The organism is Capnocytophaga catalasegens (assembly GCF_026005215.1).
GTDB lineage: Bacteria > Bacteroidota > Bacteroidia > Flavobacteriales > Flavobacteriaceae > Capnocytophaga > Capnocytophaga catalasegens.
Genome location: NZ_BPMA01000044.1, coordinates 41,292 through 62,760, shown reverse-complemented (window position 1 = coordinate 62,760; position 21,469 = coordinate 41,292). Strand labels below are relative to the sequence as shown.

Annotated in this window: 14 protein-coding genes and 1 pseudogene; 7 read left to right on the top strand and 8 right to left on the bottom strand. The window is 33.4% G+C overall.

Going from position 1 to position 21,469, the window contains the following annotated elements; translation table 11 throughout:
* Positions 1-23 precede the first annotated feature (23 nt).
* The 7 genes and pseudogenes from OO775_RS11265 to OO775_RS11235 all read right to left on the bottom strand — a co-directional run bounded on the left by OO775_RS11265 (position 24) and on the right by OO775_RS11235 (position 9,782).
* Positions 24-1,754: a TonB-dependent receptor domain-containing protein gene (locus OO775_RS11265; RefSeq protein ID WP_264847254.1), complete on the bottom strand. Its 1,731-nt coding sequence runs from the start codon at positions 1,752-1,754 to the stop codon at positions 24-26.
* Positions 1,755-1,865: 111 nt separating this feature from the next.
* Positions 1,866-2,546: a DUF6261 family protein gene (locus tag OO775_RS11260; RefSeq protein WP_264847253.1), complete on the bottom strand. Its 681-nt coding sequence runs from the start codon at positions 2,544-2,546 to the stop codon at positions 1,866-1,868.
* Between the two features lie 330 nt (positions 2,547-2,876).
* Positions 2,877-5,852: a tetratricopeptide repeat protein gene (locus tag OO775_RS11255; protein WP_264847252.1), complete on the bottom strand. Its 2,976-nt coding sequence runs from the start codon at positions 5,850-5,852 to the stop codon at positions 2,877-2,879.
* A 446-nt stretch (positions 5,853-6,298) separates the two neighbouring features.
* The gene (locus OO775_RS11250) at positions 6,299-6,844 is read right to left on the bottom strand and encodes a murein L,D-transpeptidase catalytic domain-containing protein (protein WP_264847251.1); all 546 of its coding nucleotides are present in this window, start codon (positions 6,842-6,844) and stop codon (positions 6,299-6,301) included.
* 111 nt (positions 6,845-6,955) lie between these two features.
* Complete coding sequence (locus OO775_RS11245; protein ID WP_264847250.1) at positions 6,956-7,261, bottom strand: thioredoxin family protein; 306 nt, start codon at positions 7,259-7,261, stop codon at positions 6,956-6,958.
* A 50-nt stretch (positions 7,262-7,311) separates the two neighbouring features.
* A complete protein-coding gene (locus tag OO775_RS11240; RefSeq protein ID WP_264847249.1) occupies positions 7,312-8,520 on the bottom strand; it encodes a metallophosphoesterase in 1,209 nt (402 codons plus the stop codon).
* Between the two features lie 731 nt (positions 8,521-9,251).
* Positions 9,252-9,782 (bottom strand): annotated as a pseudogene (locus OO775_RS11235) (gamma carbonic anhydrase family protein).
* 103 nt (positions 9,783-9,885) lie between these two features.
* Here OO775_RS11235 and OO775_RS11230 point away from each other — a divergent pair.
* Positions 9,886-10,626 (top strand): TerB family tellurite resistance protein, encoded by a 741-nt coding sequence (locus OO775_RS11230; protein ID WP_264847248.1) that lies wholly within the window; start codon positions 9,886-9,888, stop codon positions 10,624-10,626.
* 7 nt (positions 10,627-10,633) lie between these two features.
* Here the strand turns inward: OO775_RS11230 and rpoN are convergent, their stop codons facing one another.
* On the bottom strand, positions 10,634-12,097 hold the full coding sequence (gene rpoN, locus OO775_RS11225; RefSeq protein ID WP_264847247.1) for an RNA polymerase factor sigma-54: 1,464 nt from the start codon (positions 12,095-12,097) through the stop codon (positions 10,634-10,636).
* A 458-nt stretch (positions 12,098-12,555) separates the two neighbouring features.
* On the opposite strand from rpoN, the gene OO775_RS11220 reads away from it, so the two are divergent.
* The 6 genes from OO775_RS11220 to OO775_RS11195 all read left to right on the top strand — a co-directional run bounded on the left by OO775_RS11220 (position 12,556) and on the right by OO775_RS11195 (position 21,358).
* Positions 12,556-14,961 carry a TonB-dependent receptor gene (locus tag OO775_RS11220; protein ID WP_264847245.1) on the top strand — a complete coding sequence of 802 codons (2,406 nt, stop codon included), beginning with the start codon at positions 12,556-12,558 and terminating at the stop codon, positions 14,959-14,961.
* Positions 14,962-15,228: 267 nt separating this feature from the next.
* Positions 15,229-16,401, top strand: a complete 1,173-nt coding sequence (locus OO775_RS11215; protein WP_264847243.1) for an OmpA family protein — start codon at positions 15,229-15,231, stop codon at positions 16,399-16,401.
* 517 nt (positions 16,402-16,918) lie between these two features.
* Positions 16,919-17,968 (top strand): alcohol dehydrogenase AdhP, encoded by a 1,050-nt coding sequence (gene adhP / locus OO775_RS11210; protein ID WP_264847242.1) that lies wholly within the window; start codon positions 16,919-16,921, stop codon positions 17,966-17,968.
* A 279-nt stretch (positions 17,969-18,247) separates the two neighbouring features.
* Positions 18,248-19,012: a C40 family peptidase gene (locus OO775_RS11205; RefSeq protein WP_264847239.1), complete on the top strand. Its 765-nt coding sequence runs from the start codon at positions 18,248-18,250 to the stop codon at positions 19,010-19,012.
* 293 nt (positions 19,013-19,305) lie between these two features.
* Complete coding sequence (locus OO775_RS11200; RefSeq protein ID WP_264847238.1) at positions 19,306-19,626, top strand: hypothetical protein; 321 nt, start codon at positions 19,306-19,308, stop codon at positions 19,624-19,626.
* Positions 19,627-19,831: 205 nt separating this feature from the next.
* On the top strand, positions 19,832-21,358 hold the full coding sequence (locus OO775_RS11195) for a helicase HerA-like domain-containing protein (protein WP_264847236.1): 1,527 nt from the start codon (positions 19,832-19,834) through the stop codon (positions 21,356-21,358).
* The last annotated feature ends 111 nt before the right edge of the window (positions 21,359-21,469 follow it).

Genomic DNA, 21,469 nt, shown 5'->3' with positions numbered 1-21,469 from the left:
TTATATTTTTCTTTTTTGGAGGCTTAGAACTGATATTTTACTCCTCCAAGTATTTGTAAACCTTGTACAGGATAGTTTGTCCAACGAAGATAATTCTTAGCTGTTAAGTTATTTGCATTGACAAAAATAGTCCACTGCTTAGCAATTGTATAATCTGTATGAAGATTCACATCAAAATAGCCATCTAAGGTAACTATTTCTTGATTAGCTCCCGTTATGTTATGCTTAATATCCTTTCGATCTCCTACATAAAACAAGTCAGCTCCCAAGTACCAATTAGGCAATACCTGAAAATCGGTTAAGATGGTCGATTGAAACAGCGGTATATTCCATGCTTCTTTCTGTATTTCTGGAACGAAACTATCCATTTTGAACGAAACTCCCAGTGTAAAAACATCAGCAATAGCACCTTTTACATCGGCAGACAATCCATACACCATCGCATCATCATATATAATAGCATAGGTATTGTCGTAGTGATAAGGTTTATCCAAAACTGCTACTTTGGGATTGGCTTGGAACATAGGCAAATTCTTAATATGTCCGTAGTGAGCTTTGACATCGTAAGAGAGTGTTCCGACAAGTTTTCCTTTTATTCCTCCAAAAACATCATAGGTTGTGTGCATCGGCTTAATGTTTAATGTAGGCGATACGAACGGATTGACTCTACTTTGCCCTCGATAGGTAATTTGTTCGAGGTTTCCTCCTATTCCGGCATAGATAATAAAGTTTTCGCCAAAGGCATTATAGGCTACCTCTACATCGGGAAATACTTTGAGTTTGTTTTGCGATTCTTCTTTACCCGAAGCATAATAAACACCCGCCCCTACTTTGGCAGAGAAATCATCTATGGTAAAATGATACGCCGGACGGATACCGAGCAATGTCCATTGGTATGTTATTTTGTCGGTAGTAGCAAACCCTCTATTGAAGTTTCCGTTAAGATAATTCACATCAAAATCAATACCCAACAGATGTTCATCACCGAAAGGTATTGCCAAAGACGGGAGGAACTGCACCTGAAACTCTGTGCTATCATAATCATCTTTGATACCTTGTAACAGAATATCGGCACGGCGAAATACCGAATTATTCACTCCGAAATAGGCTTTAAGTCCGCCATCTAAATAATTCTGCCGAAGGCTTATCCCATTGGGTACAGGCAAATAACTTGCCTCTTCGATACCATACCAATGCATTAGGCGATGCCCAACATTGACCGAAGCCCCGAAAGAATAATCGCGGTCGGCATATCGATACGCTCCTTGTACATCGGTATTAGAAAAGTTGCTATCGGTGTCTATTCCTTTCACATTGTTTTGTGAGGAGTGATGTTGCGCATCTATTGAAAAGTCAGACTCTTTGTTAATGGGCAGCGCAATATAGGCATCGCCCAAGAAGGTCGTATAACTTCCAAAACCGAGTGCTACATACGAGTCGTAATAGTTTTCTTTCTTACCTTTGGTAGTGGGTACTTGCGAGACTCTCCCCTTGTCTGGAACAAAAGTTGAGGCTACTGGCACTGAATAAATAGTGTAGTTGATTTTTTTCTTAGGCACAGTTACCGAGTCTTTGGCGGGTGTTGTTTCGCGTTGCTTAATAGCATCGGCAACAGTTGGTGTGTAGGGCTTTACGATGTCTATGACCTTAGTTCCTAACTTTTCGTCTTGTGCGTAAGATGCGGTTACCCAGAGCCAAGTCGCTGCAAAAATGAGCATACTTACTGCTTTTTTTCTTTGTATTCTATACAACATAATCAATTATTTTTATTGAAAAATTCTTTAAATTATACATCTATCCAATAGAAAAACACTTTTATAAGTATCTATTTTGCAATTGGCATAGCTTAAAATCGTGTTTATCGCTTAGTGTGCTTTGGCTCGTTTGATTTCTTCATTGAGCGAATTGGCTAACGATTGATACTTATCTTTTCCGTTGATGTATGCCAATGCGTTGATGCTCTTGACCACATGCTTGAAAGCTTCGTTGAGTTCTTTACGAGCCTGTTTGGTCGCCCCCACTACAATTTCACCCTGTTCTTGAGTACGTGTATTGTGTAGCTGGGCAAACTCTTGATTGACTTTGGTTAGGTCTTGTATCCATTTTTCAGCACCGATAGCGGTTATAGCCTGCTGATGCGAGGTTTCTTCAAAATCTTTCAGCAGATTATAAATAATAGCCGTTTCTTCTTGCAGGGGTTTGTTGTGTATGTTTTTCCCATATTTTTCAATAGTTGCCAATAGTTTTTGTGCAGCTTTAGATTTTTCTTGTTCCGGAAAAGTTGTAAATGCACGACAATGCGCCAAAAATCCTACCAAAAGAGCGTCGCGCTTAGCATCTAAATCTTGTATTGACTGCGTGTGCGGACTCTTTTGAAGCGGCTTGATGGTTTGTTCCAAAGCCAATAGCTTTTGGTCAAATGTTATTTTGGCTTCGGTTAGTCCCAAATTGGACATATCGTGTTGTTCTAAAAACGATTTTACATTTTGCATCACTTGGAAAAATTCCATTAAACGTATTTCTTTTAAATCAAAAACTTGTATCATTTTACTATAATTTTTTTAAATTAATATTCTATTTCTTGTTGTTCCGAGGTCGGAACAAGGTTTTTTACTCTCTTGACTATATTGTTCCGACCCCGAAACAGCACTTTTTACCCTCTTGACTATGCTGTTCCGACCCCGAAACAGGGCTTTTTACCCTCTCACCTATACTGTTCCGACCCCGAAACAACACTTTTTACCCTCTCACCTATACTGTTCCGACCCCGAAACAACACTTTTTACCTACTTAACTATGCTATTTTGCCCGACCTAAAAGGTATTTTTCTTTTTTTTAAAAAAAATTGATACTATAAAAATGAAAAACAACCCGTTCTACTCTGCTTTTATCTTAGCAAGTGTCTCTTTGGCTTCTTTGATAACTTCTGGATAGTCACCAAAGTTTTCGATAACACTATTTAGAATATAAGTAGCTTGATAGTTATCTTTCAGTCCATTGAAGTTCTTAGCCATTAGTACGAGTCCTTTTGCAGAAAATTCTTTATATCCGCCGTATTCTTTGGCTAATTTTTGGATAATTTCATTCGATTTTTTATACTGACCTGCTTTATTTTTGAAGTAAGCATCGTAGTAGATAGCCTCTGCCATAAGTGATCCGGAGGCTGTTTTGCGTACTTCGGTATAGTATTTCTCGGCATTGGCTTCATCGCCTGTTGCTATATACGCACGAGCAATCATGGTATGAGCATCATTTTTGATACGATTATCTACACTTTTTTCAGCTAAAACCTTCTGTGCATAGTTTATCGTTTGCTGATAATCTTTATTTTCGTAAGAAATTTTCATCAGGTTCGATTGTGCATATACGATATTTTGCGCGATGGTCGAGATAGTTTCCAATTCTTTGAGTAGCGGTTCGGCTTTTTTGGTTTCTGATTTTTCTAAATACATCTGGCTAAGGCGTGTAAGTGCCTGCTCTGTATATTCATTACGCCCAGTGCTAACTACTTTTTCGTAATACGAAGTGGCTTTGTTTTTATTTCCTTCCGAAAAATAAAGTTGTGCCAAATAGAATTGTGCTTGTGTTGTATTAAGTCCTTGTGGAAAATCTTTGAGATATTTCTCCAAACTTGAAATAGCTTCTTTGTTTTTCTGTTGCAAATAGTGGCGTTCAGCTGCTTCAAACGAAGCATTGTCTAATTCGGAATTACTAACCTCTACATACCCCAATCCTTTTGCCCATTGTGCATATTCATTGACTTTGCCCATATCAACATACACCGCTTTGGCAGTATTAACTGCTTGTACCGCCTCGCTTGTATTAGGATATTGTGCTGTAATTTGTTTGAAAATAGTTAGTGCCTTCTGATTATCTCCCTGATTGTAATATACCAATGCCTCACGGAGCATAGCTCGGGGTACAAAACTACTATTTTTATACTCATTTTGAATTCGTTTGTACGCCTGAACCGCTTTTTGTGTATTGCCTTGTGCTAAGTACGTATTCCCTAATTCAAATAGTGCATCTTCACGAAGTGCCGATTTGGGATAATTTCTAACAAATTTTTCTAATTCTTCAATCTTTTTGGGTACTCTATCAACAAATCCATAGCTAATTGCTTTTTGAAAAGTAGCATAATCAGTATCTGTAGCGTGCGTTGTAATCACTTTGTTATAGGCTTCCATCGCTGGCCAATATTTACCAAGTACAAAGTGGCTATCTCCTAATCGCATATAAGCATCGGCTATACGGTTTTTGTCGGTAGGTTTTGCATCTAAATATTTCTTGAAAGCATCTGTTGCTAAGTCATATTTCTTTTGATTGAAATACGTATAAGCCAAGCCGTAAGTAGCTTGTTTGTATTCAGACAATGCCGTTTGATTTAGTGATAAAAACTTTTTATAATCGCTCTCTGCCTGTGCATAATTGTGTAGCAAATAATTAGATTCAGCTCCCCAATATATTGCCCGTGCATTGATTTTTTCATCAGAAGTACCTTGTGCTTTTTTGAAGTAGGTAAGAGCTTCTGTATATTGTGCTTCATTGTACAACTCTAACCCACGATAGAAAGCTACCTGCTGATAGACTTTCTTGTCGGCAGTAGCCGATGATTTCTCCAACAAATCCATTGCCGATTTATAATCTCCCGAAGTTACATACGAATCGACCAAAAGGTCTTTCATTTCGGTAGTATTTGAGTCGGGATAAGCTTGCATATAGGCTTGTATCACACTTGGTACACTCTCATACGGGTTACCAATATCATAACTCAATCGAGCATAATTGAGCATCGCATCTTTTTTTATTTCTTTGCTGAACTCCATCTGCGAAGCATTGCGAAACGCATTAAGTGCCTGTTGCTTCTGATTGGTTTTCAAGTAACACTCTGCCAAGTGATAATACGCATTTTGTGCTACGGCATTCTTCCCATCAATAATTTTGTTGAAGTTATTTATAGCATTCTGATAATCATTTTGTTTATAATATGCATATCCTAAATAATAATAATCCGTATTGCTATATTTGCCTTGCTTACCTTGATAGGCTTTCAGATAAGGTATGGCTTCGGCATATTGATTGAGGTTAAAGTAACTCTCTCCTACAATTTTGTTTATCTCCGATTTTTCTTTTGCACTATTGCTCTTTTTTAGTTGTACCAATCCTTCTTTAAGTGCTTTTTCAAAATTACCTTGTTTGAAACTCATATCGGCTTGATAGTATGATAAGTTTTTGTTCAAGTCTTTATCATCTTGTACTTGTTCAAAATATTGGCTTGCTTGGGCATAATCATCAGCATCATACGCCATATATCCCAAATAATAAGCTGCTTTTGGACCATATTCTTTAGAGTTTTTCACTGAGGTAAAATACTTTTTCGCCTCCGCTTTTTTCCCTTGCGAGAAAAGTGCGTATCCCTTCTGGAAATTATACTTATCTCTCTCGGTGGGACTTACCAAGCGAGCATCAACTTTATTATACCACTCTTCCGATTGTTTGTAGTTCCCCTGTGTGAAATAATAGTCCGCTACATCAAGGCTCGCATTGCCTGCATAGGGCGAAGAAGGATATTCTGCCAAGAATTGCTCCATAAGTGCATCAGCACCACTTTGCCCCAAACGAATAGCTGATGAGGCTACAAAATAGCTACAATTTGCCTTGGTATTGGCATCGGTGGTTTGTTGCATTTCTTGTTCAAAGAAGTGCTGTGCAGGCCTATATTGCTTACGATTGTAAAGCGATAAAGCTTTCTGAAAAGCAACCTGCGAATGTGTGTATTCCATTGTAGCTTGTGAAAAAGCAGTTGTTGCTACTCCCAAGCAAAAAATCGGTACTATGTGTCTGAATTTCATATTAAATAGGTTTTAAATGCCCAAAAGTAGTATATTATTTGATAAACAACAATTTTTTTTCAAAGAATTAACAAATAAAATTCCATTACAAACGAAAAAAGACCTTCGTAAAAAAGGTCTTTTCGCAAAAAAATTAAGTCATATTATAACTTATAAAGCATACTTCTATATTTCTCTAACAAAATTATTGGTATTTGCAATACAATATACATATAGGCAATCCATTGATTCGAAACGCTTTAGTAAGTTCTCTATTTTCATCTACATCTATTTTGACAATCTTAGTATCATCACCCTATAATAGAAGCCTCGCAGAAAATAGTGTTCATCTGAACCAATACTTTTGATACCAATCTACATAAAATATAATTAAAACAGGATTTCTTACATTGATTATTTCTCTAAAAACAGGTATACTACTTATATTTTTATGTAATATTTTTCAATTATTTGAAGTAAATAGCCCAAAGTAATACATTCTTATCGGTAGTTTGTATTTGCTTATCAAGCAATTGGAATACTGACAAAGAAACTGCAGGACACCCCCAACTCTCAGGTATTCCCTTAGGATAAGGAGCTTTATCAGGGATAATACTCCAAGGATGAAGTACAATATCTCGCCTTAAAGCATTGTTATTAGTAGAATCTTGCCCATAAAGAAGATATTTCTCCCCAAAATTTGTACTTTTGACTTTTTGCTTGGATAACAAATATTTTCCCAATGAAGAGCAATGACTATTAGGTTCATTACTAAAAACAGGTTTTTCTCGCGAAAAATCTTCTGCTGTGGGCGATGTACCACAACCATGACTTACCAAGTAACTATTTACAAATTTTTCCGTATTGAAATTGTAAATAAAAAGTCTTTCTTTCCCTGAATGTATTGAATAATCTATCAAAATAAAAAAATCTGTACAAAGTTTTTTCTTCTGACAATAAGAAGTAGCTTCTTTTATATAACTATCGTATAAAACCTCTGCTGACTTGTCCATCTTTTTTTGTTTCTTATTTGAAAATAAACCCCAAGTTATACTTGATAAACATAGTATCAATATCAGCAATAATATTTTTTTCATACCTAGTTACTATTTTCAGAATATTGATTATTCTTTTTTTGTATATTTTTGGATTTTTTCAATCAGAATATCTGCCGAATCAACCCCCTCTTCACGCCAAACAACATCGCCAAGATAGTACAGAATAAAAGTAGGTAATCCATTGATTTGAAATGCCTTAGTAAGCTCTCTATTCTTATCAACATCCATCTTGATAATTTTAGCATCATCACCCATTACGATAGAAACCTCGCGCAAAATTACATTTATTTGTTCAGATAAATAATGCCAATCAGCACAAAATGTAATAAGAACAGGTATCTTTGTATTGATTATTTCTCCAAAAACAGGCATAATACTCTTTATTTTTATTTTCTTTTGCAAAAATATAAAAAAGTTTTTTACTACGCAACTTTTTTTCGTAATTCTATAACAGTTATTTCAGGCGGCATTCCTACCCGACCAGGGAAAGCTAAATATCCAAACCCTCGATTTACATTGATATATCGATTATTTTCAATATAAATACCACCCCAATACTTGTAACGCCATTGTACGGGACTCCATTTTATCCAATTCGGAATTTCGATACCAAATTGCATTCCGTGGGTGTGTCCGCTCAATGTCAAGTGTATAGGTACTGGATTCTCAATAACTTGGTATTGCCAGTGTGTAGGGTCGTGGCTCAAAAGTAGTTTAAAATCAGTCGGTTCTGTTTCTTTTAAGGCTTTTTGTAAATCTCCTTTTTTAACAAACCCTTCTCCCCAATTCTCTACACCAATGATAGCAATGCGTTGATTTTCTTTTTCTATAAAAGTGGATTCATTTAGTAATAAATTGTATCCTAATTGTTTATGTATTTTTTTGATTTGTTGCAAGTTTGCTTCTTTTTCTTCGGAAGAGCGCCATTGTACATAATCGCCATAATCGTGATTGCCAAGCACCGAAAAAACACCATCTTTTGCTTTTAATTTATCAAAAACGTCAAGCCAATTATCCATTTCTTGTGCTTTGTTATTAACCAAATCACCCGTAAAAAAAATCACATCACTTTGTTGTTCATTGATAAGGTCTATTCCGTATAGAACTTTTTGTTTGTTATCAAAACTTCCGGAATGAATATCAGAAATATGAGTTATTTTATATCCGTCAAAGGCTTGGGGTAAATCATCAAAAAAAAGCGTATGTTTTATAACGCGATAATTGTATCTACCTCTGAAAATGCCGTGTAACATTCCTGCAAAAGGAATTGAAGCGATTCCTAAACCTAACAGACTTACAAATCGTCTTCGAGAAGGAATTTTTGGAGTTTTTTTCAAACGAAAAGGCACTGATAACAAGCGAATACCATCTTCACCTACAACAAACAAAGTCAAAATTGTTGTAAAAAACAACCACGAAAGTAAAAATCCAAACGAATACTGCCTATGATTATCCCAGATACCTTCAAAAGAGCTATTCCATACCCAAAGAAAATAACCTAAAAGAATAGCAGAAATAAGGTAATAAATATACACATATCGACGCCGTACAAGCGCTTTACGAATGGCTATTGCTCCAAGCAACATCATCACCACATAAAAAATACAGAGATAATTGATAAAATTATGCATCTAAAATTAGTTTTACAAAATATTTTCTAAACGAATGATTTGAGTAGCAAAAACTTTGCCAGAAATGAATTTTTGGGTAATTTTTTTTATTTTCAAAAAAAACTGATTTTTGTTTTACAATTAACTTCTTTTTTCATTTTCTGTCCGATATTCATTTGGTGTTTTTCCTACAATTTATTTAAATACCGTAGTACTGAAATACCTTTGTGAAGTAAAACCTATTTCAAAGGCTATTTCAGAAATATTTTTTGTTGTTTGCAAAAGTACACGGCTTTACCCAACAGGGCTATGCGAATTGATTATTCCACAATAAATACTAAATTTACTAATGGAGGCGATGCCACAGGTAGATGTGTTCACTGTATGAAAGATTTATAAAAAATTTTTGAGTTCATCATATAAATTCACATCTTTGCAGTATGTAAAATCAAGTTGTTATGAAAATTTTTAAAGGTCAAAATCTCTTAGAGTTTGCAGAGCACTTCAAAACCAACTTAGATTGTAAGGAATATTTAGCTCATTGGAGATAATTTGCAAGAATACAAAATTAGAATCTGTCAAAGAGAACTTTCCTATACAAAATACATTTTTTATTGATATATCTTTTCCTAAAATAAAAACTGATTATGTCAAAATAATTCTTAAAGATACTATCGTTTCTTCTTGGCACAAAGGCAAAGATATTGCTACATTTTTATTCGTTGATAAAAATTGATATTGATTAACAATCTTTATAAGAAACTCTCAGGAGCTTCTTCTGCCCAATTGGCATAAGTTATATAATGTTGTGCTAACTTAGATATTTGTTCTATTTGCTGGGCAGAAAGTTCCTTTACTTTGCGTGCAGGAACTCCTGCATAAATACTCCCCGAGGCTATTCGCGTATGCTCTATTACAACAGCTCCTACCGCTATAATACTATTACTTTCCACTACACAATCGTCCATTACGATACTTCCCATTCCTATCAAAAACATTATCTTCTATCGTACAACCATGGACAATAGCTCGGTGCCCAATAGAAACATTATTCCCTATTGAAACAGCGTATTTATTAAACGTCGCGTGAATAATAGCCCCATCTTGAATATTCACATTATCACCAATGCGAATACTATTCACATCGCCACGAAATAACAGCATTGTACCAAACACTGCATGCTTTTCCCAACACAACATCTCCTACAATTGTCGCATTTTCAGCTACATACGTTTTTTCTCCTTATAATAGGTTTCTTTCCTTGTATTTCTTTGATTATCATTGATAATAAATTTTAAAAAACCAAAAATACAATTTTTTCCCGAATTTCTACTCCTTTTATTTCATTTCACAAAAAAAGAGTATCTTTGCCAAAAATTTTCCAAATGAAATGGATTATAGCTTTATTAAGTTATGTACTTACAAGAAGTTTTTGGGGAGGATTATTCGGTTGGATAATAGGTTCTGTCCTTGAAAATATAGGAACAAATAAAAATCATTCTTCAAAAAAATCAACAATTTTTAATACTCACAGGGCAAATTATTTTTCTGCCGATTTTGAGCTGAACTTACTCTCTCTTTGTGCTTTTGTTATCAAAGCAGACGGACGTACTACTCAACAAGAATTGGATTATGTTCGTAGCAAATTTGTAGCTATGTATGGACGTGAACGTGCCAATGAAGTATTTTACTCATTCAATAACTTGATAAAACACCAAAATATTTCCATTGAACAGATTTGCGCACATATATATATACGTACTCAGTATGCTACTCGCTTACAGATTATTCATTTTTTGTTTGAAATTGCCCAAATTGATGGACATATAAGCGACGCCGAGTATAATCAAATCTTACGTATTGCACGAAATCTTCGTATTTCATCACAAGATTTTGAGAGCATCAAAGCGATGTTCATCCAAACTCAAAATAATGCTTACAAAATTCTCGAAATAAACCCCGATGCTTCCGATGCCGAAGTGAAAAAAGCCTATCGTGAAATGGCTAAAAAATATCACCCAGACCGCGTAGTAACCCAAGATGACGCCATAAAGAAAGGTGCCGAAGAAAAATTCAAAAAAGTACAACAGGCTTATGAACAAATCCAAAAAGAACGAGGTTTATAATTCGTTTTCAATCTAATTCCTTCCGTAATCTTGCTACGGGTATTCCGAGTTGTTCACGATATTTTGCCACAGTTCTTCGAGCTATTGGATAACCTTTTTCTTTCATAATCAATGTAAGTTGATCATCAGGATATGGTTTCTTTTTATCTTCGCCATCAATAATTGTTTGTAGAAAGTCTTTTACCTCATGGGTTGAAATATCTTCTCCTACTTCATTCTTTATTCCTTCTGAGAAAAATTCTTTAATAAGTTTTGTTCCATATGGAGTATTAACATACTTACTACTTGCCACTCTCGAAATAGTTGATACATCCATATCAACCATTTCTGCTATATCTTTAAGTATCAAAGGTTTAAGTTTAGTTTCATCTCCCGTCAAAAAATATTCTTTCTGCCGTATCATAATGGCATTCATCGTTATATAAAGCGTGTGTTGGCGTTGTTTTACAGCATCAATAAACCATCGAGCAGCATCTAATTTTTGTTTGATGAATAAAACGGCTTCTTTTTGTCCCGATTTATTTTTAGAATCTTTGTAAGTTTCAAGCAAATCAATATAATCTTTTGATACGTGTAGCTCAGGAGCATTTCGACCATTGAGCAAAAGTTCCAATTCACCTTCATTTTCACGAATTGTAAAATCAGGAATTATTTGCTCTGTACGCATCTCTTCCGAATATCCTGGTTTAGGATTTAAACGTTCTATTTCGGCAATTACTTTCTTAAGATTTTCTTCCGAAATTGAATATTTTTGTGTCAGCTTTTCATAATGTTTCTTACTGAACAAATCAAAATTATTTTTCAGAATATCAATAGCGGTTAACACACTTAGAGTATGATTTTTCCTTTCAAGTTGTATCAAAAGACATTCCTGTAAATTGCGAGCACCCACTCCTGCTGGGTCAAGTTGAAAAATAACAGACCGAAGCACTTTTTCTACCGTTTCAACATCGGTATAAATGTTTTGTGTAAAAGCCAAATCATCAGTAATATCTGTCAATTCTCTTCGTATATATCCATTATCATTGATACTTCCTACCAAAAATTCGGCAATATCTCGTTGCAAATCAGTTAATCGAAATGTGTTCAATTGGTTCAAAAGCGATTGATGAAACGAAACTTCTGCTTTGTAAGGGATATCATAATCCGCATCATCATCACTATAATTGTTAGTATGCAAGCGATATTCTGGTATTTCATCATCACTCAAATATTCATCTACATTGATATCACTTGCTTCTATTATTTCTCTATCTTCGTAATCTTCTTGCGAATTATCAAATTCGTCTGCAAACACATCTTCTTCGTATGATGACTCCTCTACTCCACTTTCAAGCGCAGGATTCTCTTCCAATTCTTGCTTAACTCGTTGCTCAAAAGCCAATGTTGGTAACTGAACCAATTTCATCAACTGAATTTGTTGAGGTGATAATTTCTGAGCTAATTTTAGCTGTAATTGTTGCTTTAACATAACTGATTTATTTGGGGCAAAAATAACAATTTTTAATCATTTCAAGTACTTTCTGTACAAAAATATTATTCAATGTAACTTATTTCTCAATAATTTTAATAATTTTGTTTAAACTTTTTCATTAAAAACAAAAGTTGTTATTTTAAATAAAGTAAAATTCCCTATCATTTTGAGCAAAATTGAGAAATAATATTAAAAAAGGACTTCGATGTACATACTCAATTTCGCAATTTTGTTCAACTTGACAGCACTATACTCAAAGAATAATCTCACAAATGATAAAAAACTTAAATCCGTTTAATTTCCAATTTCATTCAAGCAATAACAAAATAAACTAAATTACTATTTAAACTCAATCTATATAAGCTTATAAGCAACATATTTTTTTATTTTTTTATTTTTTTATTTTTTTATTTTTGCATAATAAATAATTACCATTTTCAAAACCATACTTCACAATGAAAAAAATAATATTTTTCTACCTCGCACTTGTTTTCTCGACGCTTTCTGCACAAAGTTTGTACACTATTTCGGGGCGTGTAATTGAAGAAAATACTGAAAGTATTCCCTATGCAGTGGTCTCGTTAATGGACAATCAGTCGCAAAAGGCTATCGCACAAACTACTACTGATGCTAATGGCTATTTCTCCCTATCGGCAAAAAACAGTGAAATGCAAATCGTTATTTTCGCTTCAGGATATGAATCGTATCAAGGACAAGCATTTTTCCTACAACAAAACATTCAACTGGGAAATATTGTACTAAAAGCCTCAATCATCGAACTTAGCGATGTGGTTGTAACAGCAAGCAGCAAAAAGCCCGTAGTTCGGTTAGAAAACGGAAAAATTATTTTTTCGCCCAAAGAAAGTGTCGTCACCTTAGGAAGCAATGCTTTCGATGCCTTGAAAAAAACACCTGGCGTTTTAGTCGATAACACAAATACCATTTCTATTATGGGAAAGAAAGGAACGGTTGTTTTCATCAACGGGAAATCGACTTATATGCAAGCCGAAGACTTGGCAAGTTTCCTCAAATCTATTTCGGCTTCACAAATCAAAAACATTGAAATTCTGCTAAATCCATCAGCTCAATACGATGCCGAAGGTAGCTCAGGAATCATTAACATTGTTCTATCCAAAACCCATATCGAAGGTACATTCCTTTCTGTTGGTAGCGGAATTTCCTACTGGAAACACACTCGAAACAACACCGATATTTCCTTGCAACACAACACCAAGAAACGAAACATAAACTTCGGATACAATCATCAGTTTGGGAATATTGATTACAACTACGGCTCTGACAGGCGATTGGACGATAACTGGTACATAAGCTCCTCTGCAGATACCGACCGACGCAAGTCCATTTCAGCTAATTTAGGCACAGATATTTTCTTAAACGATAAAAACACTATCGGCGTGAACTTAACCGCTAACACGCTCTTTGGAAAAGGAAATATCGACACTCAAAACGACATCTACGACAAGCACTTCACATATCAAAAGACCCTTTACGGACAAAGCAATTACACCAAGCAAAAAGCAAATCGATACGGAGTAAACACTTTTTATGAGTATCGCATTTCCGACGAAGAAAAATATAATGTGGATATAGACTACATTTTCTTCGATGGCGTCTCCGTTATTCTTCAGCCCAATTGGCACAAAGAAATAAACACAGACAAAATAGCAGATGATACTTTTTTAGCTGACAGCGACCGAAAAGTTCATATTTTTGCTGCCGCATTCCATCAGAAGTTCCCTTTATGGCAAGGAAAATGGTCGTCAGGAATCAAATTTTCTCAAGTAAAAACACATAATCGCTCCGATTATCTTACTGTGCTTTCGTCAGGAAATCTGCTGAATGTAAACCGTTCTAATACTTTCGATTATCAAGAACGCCTATTAGCTGCTTATTTGCAAAGTGCTTACCAACTTAGCGAAAAACTTTCAGCCGAAATCGGAATACGAAGCGAATACACTTTTGCTATCGGAAAATTATTCCCTCGACAAGGAAGCCTTCAAAGCTATCAAGAAAACAAGCGTCAGTATCCAAACTTTTTTCCTTTCCTGAACCTTACGTATCAGCAAAATGAAAAAAATAGCTACGCATTGAGTTACAGCAAACGAATTGCACGCCCCGCATATCAAGATTTGAGCCCTTTCATTCAGTCGCTCGACGGGCTATCGGATTGGGTAGGCAATCCTTTTTTAGAACCTCAAAAAATACAAAAACTCACTACTTCCGCCACTTGGGATAAAACAACCGCTATTTTATCTTATACCTTTACAGATAATTACAGCGGACAAATTACCGAGAAACACCAAAATCAACGTGTGATTATGATTCCTCGAAACATCGGACATCAAAATCATTTTTCAGCTTCCATTCTGCAAGAAATTCAATGGACTTCGTGGTACAAAATGCATTTAAATTCGTCTATTTTCTATATGCACAATGTGTTTTCAATACCCGATTATGCTTCGTTTAGCCCACGAAAATGGACATTTACTTGCAACTCTCAACATCAATTCAAACTCCCTTGGCATATCACTGGCGAAGTAAATACGAACTATTACTCCAATCAAATTATTAATGCCAATGAAGTAACTAAGCCCAGCGGATTTATCGACATTGGTCTGCAACGCTCTTTTTGGGACAATCAACTTAACGTTGCCCTTTCATTTACCGATATTTTTCATACGCAACGTTGGGACTCTGAAAGTCATTTGCCTAATTTAGATAATTATATTTGGGGCTATGGAGAATCACGACAAGTTAAATGCTATCTGACTTATAAAATAGGAAAACAAAAAGAAAAAATATCACATCAAAGTGATTTGAATGAAGCAGAACGTTTTTAAAGAAATATTTTTTATTAAAAATCAATTTTGCTAATTGAGTACCCTATCTATTTGACTATCAAAAAAATAAAAATTGAGTTATACTACGTACAATGCTTTGACTACCATTTGATTAAGTTACATTATTACAAAAAAATAAAAAAAATATTATTTTTCTTTGTTTTTTCAAAAAAAGAATTTATTTTTGTCCCGAATTTCATTTAACATTTTTGAAATTTATCCAATATTAAAAATTTTTAAAACAACGTTTTATTTAAATTACATTTTATGAAAAAACAATTTTTAGCCTTAGCTACATTAGTAATTGCTTTCACAACACAGGCACAAGAACAAGCGTATAACAAATGGTCTATTGATGTAAATGGAGGAGTTAATAAACCTATTATAGAATTTTCTTCTGGATACTTTACCTCTACACCTAACCTCTGGACTGTGAATGGTGGGGTTCGTTATATGGCTAATAACAAATTTGGTATTCGATTGGCAGGAGGATACGATAGTTATGAAAATGGAGATAATTCACAAAAATTCAAATCAAACCTTTGGAATGTGAATTTACAAGGAGTTGCTAACCTTGCTCGTGTTTTATCTTTTGAAGATTGGACAAGAGATATCGGGTTATTGACTCACGCAGGTTTTGGTTATGGACAACTAAATGGAGATAACTTATCTAAAGGTGATGGTATTGCTTTCTTCGTAGCAGGTTTAACCCCTGAAGTTCGTTTGAGCAATCGTATAGCTCTACTTATTGATGGGTCTATTTATTTCAATGCACGCCAAGAAAATACATTTGATACATATTCTACAACGAATCGAAGAGGAATACAAGGTATCAACTTTACAGCCACAGCAGGTCTTCAAATTGCTCTTGGTAAACATTCTGTACATGCTGATTGGTTTGTTGATGATAGACTTCAAAAACTTACTGACCGCTTAGCAAAAGCCGAAAGTGATTTGGCTACTCTTGACCAAAAATTAAGTGGTAAAGAAGATAAAATGATTGACGAGAATGGTAATAGAGTACCTGATGAAATTGAAAAATACTTAAACGATAAGTATGGAAATCTAGACAAAGACACTTATAGCAATAAAGATGTAGCTCGTGACCTTATCGAAAAAGGGTATATCAATGTTTATTTCGACTTCAATTCATCAAAACCACAAACTTCTTCATTGTGGGCTGCTGATTTCGTAGCTAATTATTTAAGACAAGATTCTTCAGCTAATGTCAATGTAATCGGATATGCTGATGAAATTGGTGGAGAAAATTACAATCAAAAGCTATCGGCAAAACGTGCTGAAGTTATCAAACAACTTCTTGTAGATAGAGGAGTTGATGCTTCAAGACTTAATTTTGAAGGAAAAGGTGAAGACAATAGCGTAAATAAAAATTCTGCTAATGCTCGTCAAATGGCTCGTCGTGTAACTTTCAGTTTCTAAAATAAAAAAACAATAAAAGATTTTTACTATTTTTAATTAGCAAACCATTTTAATCTCGGTTTAAAAATATTAAACCGAGATTTTTTTATACATTATATTTTCCTTCTATTCCGTATCTTCTTTTCAATTTACTATTATTAGCTGATTAGGATAAATAATTGGTTAAAAAAATTTTTTATTTTATTTTTTCGATATAAAGTAATAAAATATCATTTTTTTTTATGTATCTCCGTTATTACTAATAAAAGAATATAATTGCTAAATTTTATAAGTCAAATGTAAAAATATATAACTGAAAACCAAATAGTTATATTTTCATATTTTTGATAAATTATTACAAAAAAAATCATTTATTACACTAAACGGACATACAAGTTTTTTTTCGTACATTTGTTTTGCATTCTACAAAAAATTTCACTTATTTTAATATCAATATAAAGATTATTCGAGTTAAATAAATCTACAATTCTATAACAGAATTGTTTTACAAATGAATATAACTTTAAATATAAATAATATGAAAGCCGTAATTGTAAACAAAACAGGAACTGGTCCTGTTGAAGTTGTCGAAAAAGAAATCCCAAAAGTAGGAATAGGGGAAGCTTTGGTCGAAGTAGAATATTGTGGTGTTTGCCACACCGATTTACATGTAGCCAATGGTGATTTTGGTAAAGTTCCAGGTAGAATATTGGGACATGAAGGTATCGGTATTGTAAAAGAAGTTGCACCCAATGTAAAATCTTTAAAAGTAGGTGATCGAGTGAGTATTGCTTGGTTTTTTGAAGGCTGTGGTACTTGCGAATATTGTACCACAGGACGCGAAACTCTCTGTCGAAAAGCTAAAAATGCAGGATATTCTGTAGATGGAGGTATGTCAGAATATTGCTTAGTAACGGCTAATTATGCTGTAAAAGTTCCAGAAGGTCTTGACCCTGCACAAGCAAGCAGTATCACATGTGCAGGTGTAACTACGTACAAAGCAATAAAAGTAGGCAATCTCAAACCCGGAGAATGGGTTGCCATATATGGTTGTGGAGGATTGGGTAATCTGGCTATTCAATATGCTAAACATGTATTCAATGCACATGTAATCGCTGTTGATATAAATGATGATAAACTCAACTTGGCAAAAGAAGTAGGCGCAGATTTTATTATCAATAGTAAAAAGGTAGATAATGTACCGAAGATGATAAAAGAATTATCTAACGGGGGAGTACATGCTACAGTGGTTACAGCTGTTTCTAAAGTTGCTTTTAATCAAGCTATTGATTCGGTTCGTCGCGCAGGAAAAGTTGTTGCTGTCGGACTTCCTTCTGAAACAATGGATTTACCAATTATTAAAACTGTTCTCAATGGTATAGAAGTCATTGGGTCTTTGGTAGGTACTCGAAAAGATTTGGAAGAAGCCTTTCAGTTTGGAGCAGAAGGAAAAGTAGTTCCGATTGTTCAAACAAGACCTATTGAAGATGCTCCTGCTATTTTTAAAGAAATGGAAGAAGGAAAAATACAAGGACGTATGGTTCTTGATATGAAAAAAGGAAAAAATACTTGTAATTGTAATCATTAACAAGTTGTACATTAGTTATCTTATCAATTTAGTTTTTAAAATCTGGATAAATTATCCAGATTTTTTAGTTTATATAAATCATCTTATCATCACTATCTTACTAATTCTAATTATTTTTATAAAATTAAAAATAATTAGTACCAATATTCTTTTTTAAATAAAAAAGATTGTATATTTGCAGAGAATTTTCAAACTTACTATTTTCATTTTATATATTTTACAAATAAAATAGTATCTTTATTAAACAAATTATTTATCTTTTATTCTTAGAAAAATACTATGTATGCACTATGTAACTTAAGCGTAGTTCCTATTCGAGAAGAAGCCTCTCATAAAAGTCAGCAAATTACGCAAATACTTTATGGAGATGTTTGTTTCATAATAAGAAAACAAGATAATTGGCTTTATGTACGAATAGATTTTGATCAATATGAAGGATGGGTTGATGAAAAACAAGTACAGCCTATTGATGAGCAAACATATAGAGAAATAAAAGAAACTCCTCCTCGTTATGCTTCTGATTTAGTAGATTTTGTACAAAGTATTGATGATGAAAATCAGTTACAACCTATTTGTATTGGAGCTACTACAAGTAATTCTCACTTTTTGGGTCAATTATTTACAGGAGATATACAACAGGGAGTAAATCGGAAAGATTTGATAGAAATAGCTTACAAATACTTAAATGCTCCTTATCAATGGGGAGGAAAATCTCCTTTTGGTATTGATTGCTCCGGACTTGTACAAATGATTTATAAACTTATCGGAATAAGTATTCCACGTGATGCTTATCAACAATCAGGTATCGGTCATTCAGTTGATTTTATAGAAGAAACTAAGGCAGGTGATTTAGTTTTCTTTGATAATTTTGAAGGACAAATAACTCATGTAGGAATGATTATACAAAAAAATTATATTATACATGCTCATGGAAAAGTACGTATTGATGCGCTTGACCATAATGGCATTTATAATATCGATTTTCAGAAGTATACTCATAAACTAAGAATGATAAAACGCATTCTTCCTAACGAAGAAAAATAATAGTATTAAGTATAAAAACTAATAAATTAGATAAAAGCTCATTATTTTTAAGTGAAATTTATTTATTTTCATATAAATAATTAAAGTATCAATCTAAAAATACAGAATCTCAACATTGAGATAATAAATCTCAACTTAAAAGTATAAAATCTCAATATTGAGATAATAAATATCAATATAAAAATATTGATTTCACATATAGATATTAAATATATTAGTCTAAAAATAAATAATTACAAACTAATTATTGTATATATTATTAAATTTTGTATAATCATAAAATATTTTTTACAATGACAAGAAATAGAAAAACCTTTGCGGGACTTATCTCACAAACACAGTTAATGACTTCTGGATTAAAGAATAATCAAGCAGAAGTAGCCAAACGAGGATTAGAATCAGATTTTGTTGCTGAATTAGAACAGCTTAGTGCAGAAGCTATTCGGTTAAATAATGAACAAGAAAAACTAAAATCAGATTTGAAACTTAAAACAGAAGCTATCAATTCTAAAATTGAAAAAATTCAAGCTAAAATGAGTGAAGCTAAGAAAGTAGTTAAGTTAGCTATTCCTCAAGCTGGATGGAAAGAATTTGGAATAGCAGATAAACGATAATATATAATAAACTTTTACCATAGATATATTTTTGGTAAAAGTTTTTATTATTTATATCACATATAGATATATACCATGTATTTATATCTATATATAGATTTATTATGCTATAAATCATCTTAAATAATCATACAAAAATAGAAAATTTATCTATTTATTATATATTATAACTATCTATTTATAAAAAATTTAATACAATATAATAATGTCAAATATAGAAAAATTTCAAGAAACTATTCGCTCAGGTTATTCTCATAAAGGAAAGTATATAACTATTGGAGGAGCAATGCTTGATGGTGAAGTACTTAAAGATACTTTTATAAATATTCCTTTAAAAACACTAAATAGACACGGACTTATAGCAGGAGCTACTGGTACAGGTAAAACAAAAACATTGCAAGGTTTAGCAGAAAATTTGTCAAAAGAAGGAGTTCCTACACTACTTATGGATTTGAAAGGAGACCTTAGTGGACTTGCTGCTCAAGGTGAAGAAAAATCTTTTATTACTGAAAGACATGCTAAGATGAATATTCCTTTTCAAAATGAAGCATTTCCTGTTGAATTGATGACTATTTCTGCTCAAAGTGGAGTACGATTACGAGCTACTATATCAGAATTTGGTTCTGTATTACTTTCTCGAATTTTAGATTTATCTGATGTACAAGAAGGAGTACTTGCTGTAGTATTCAAGTATTGTGATGATCATAATTATCCACTTCTTGATTTAAAAGATTTAAAAAAAATTCTTCAATATGCAACTGAAGAAGGAAAAGAAGAATTTGAATCTGAGTATGGTCGTATATCAAGTAGTTCAACAAGTGCTATCTTACGAAAAGTTGTAGAACTTGAAAACCAAGGAGCTGATTTATTTTTTGGAGAACGAAGTTTTGATACAGATGATTTATTACGTGTAGATGAAAAAGGACGTGGATATATCAATATTATACGTCTGACAGATATTCAGGATAGACCCAAAATGTTCTCTACATTTATGCTTTGTCTCTTGGCAGAAGTCTATAATACTTTTCCCGAAGAGGGCGATATGGAAAAACCTAAACTTGTCATTTTCATAGATGAGGCGCATCTTATCTTCAATCAAGCTTCCAAAGCACTCTTAAATCAGATAGAAAATATCGTAAAACTTATTCGCTCCAAAGGTGTAGGAATTATTTTCTGTACTCAAAACCCTACCGATATACCCGATGCTGTATTATCACAATTAGGAATGAAAATACAACATGCTTTGCGAGCATTTACAGCCAAAGATAGACAAGCGATAAAACTCACAGCGCAAAATTATCCTTTATCAGATTTCTATAATGTTGCCGAAACACTTACTTCATTAGGAACAGGAGAAGCTTTTGTTACTGTTTTAGATGAGAAAGGTCGCCCTACACCACTTGCAGCTACTATGCTTCGTGCTCCAATGAGCCGAATGGATATTCTTTCTGAACAAGAAATTGATGACGTTTTAAAGAAATCATTTTTAGTTAAAAAATACAATGATGTTATTGACCGAGAAAGTGCCTATGAAATATTGAACAACAAAATAAAACAAATTCAAGCTCAGCAAGCACAAGAGAAACAAAAGAAAGAATCCGAGAAATCTACTTCAAAAACAAGAACTTCATCAGGTAAAAGTACAGCGCAAAATCCTATTCTGAAAATGGTAACTAGTGCTACTTTTATACGAGGTGTATTCGGTGTATTGAGTAAGGTAATGAAAAAATAATCTTTTCTAACTGAATATTTTATCTATTTAGCTAATTATCTAAATAGATAAAATATTCAATAGTTTATAGTAATTATTTTTTAGTATCTTACGGATAACATTTATTTAACG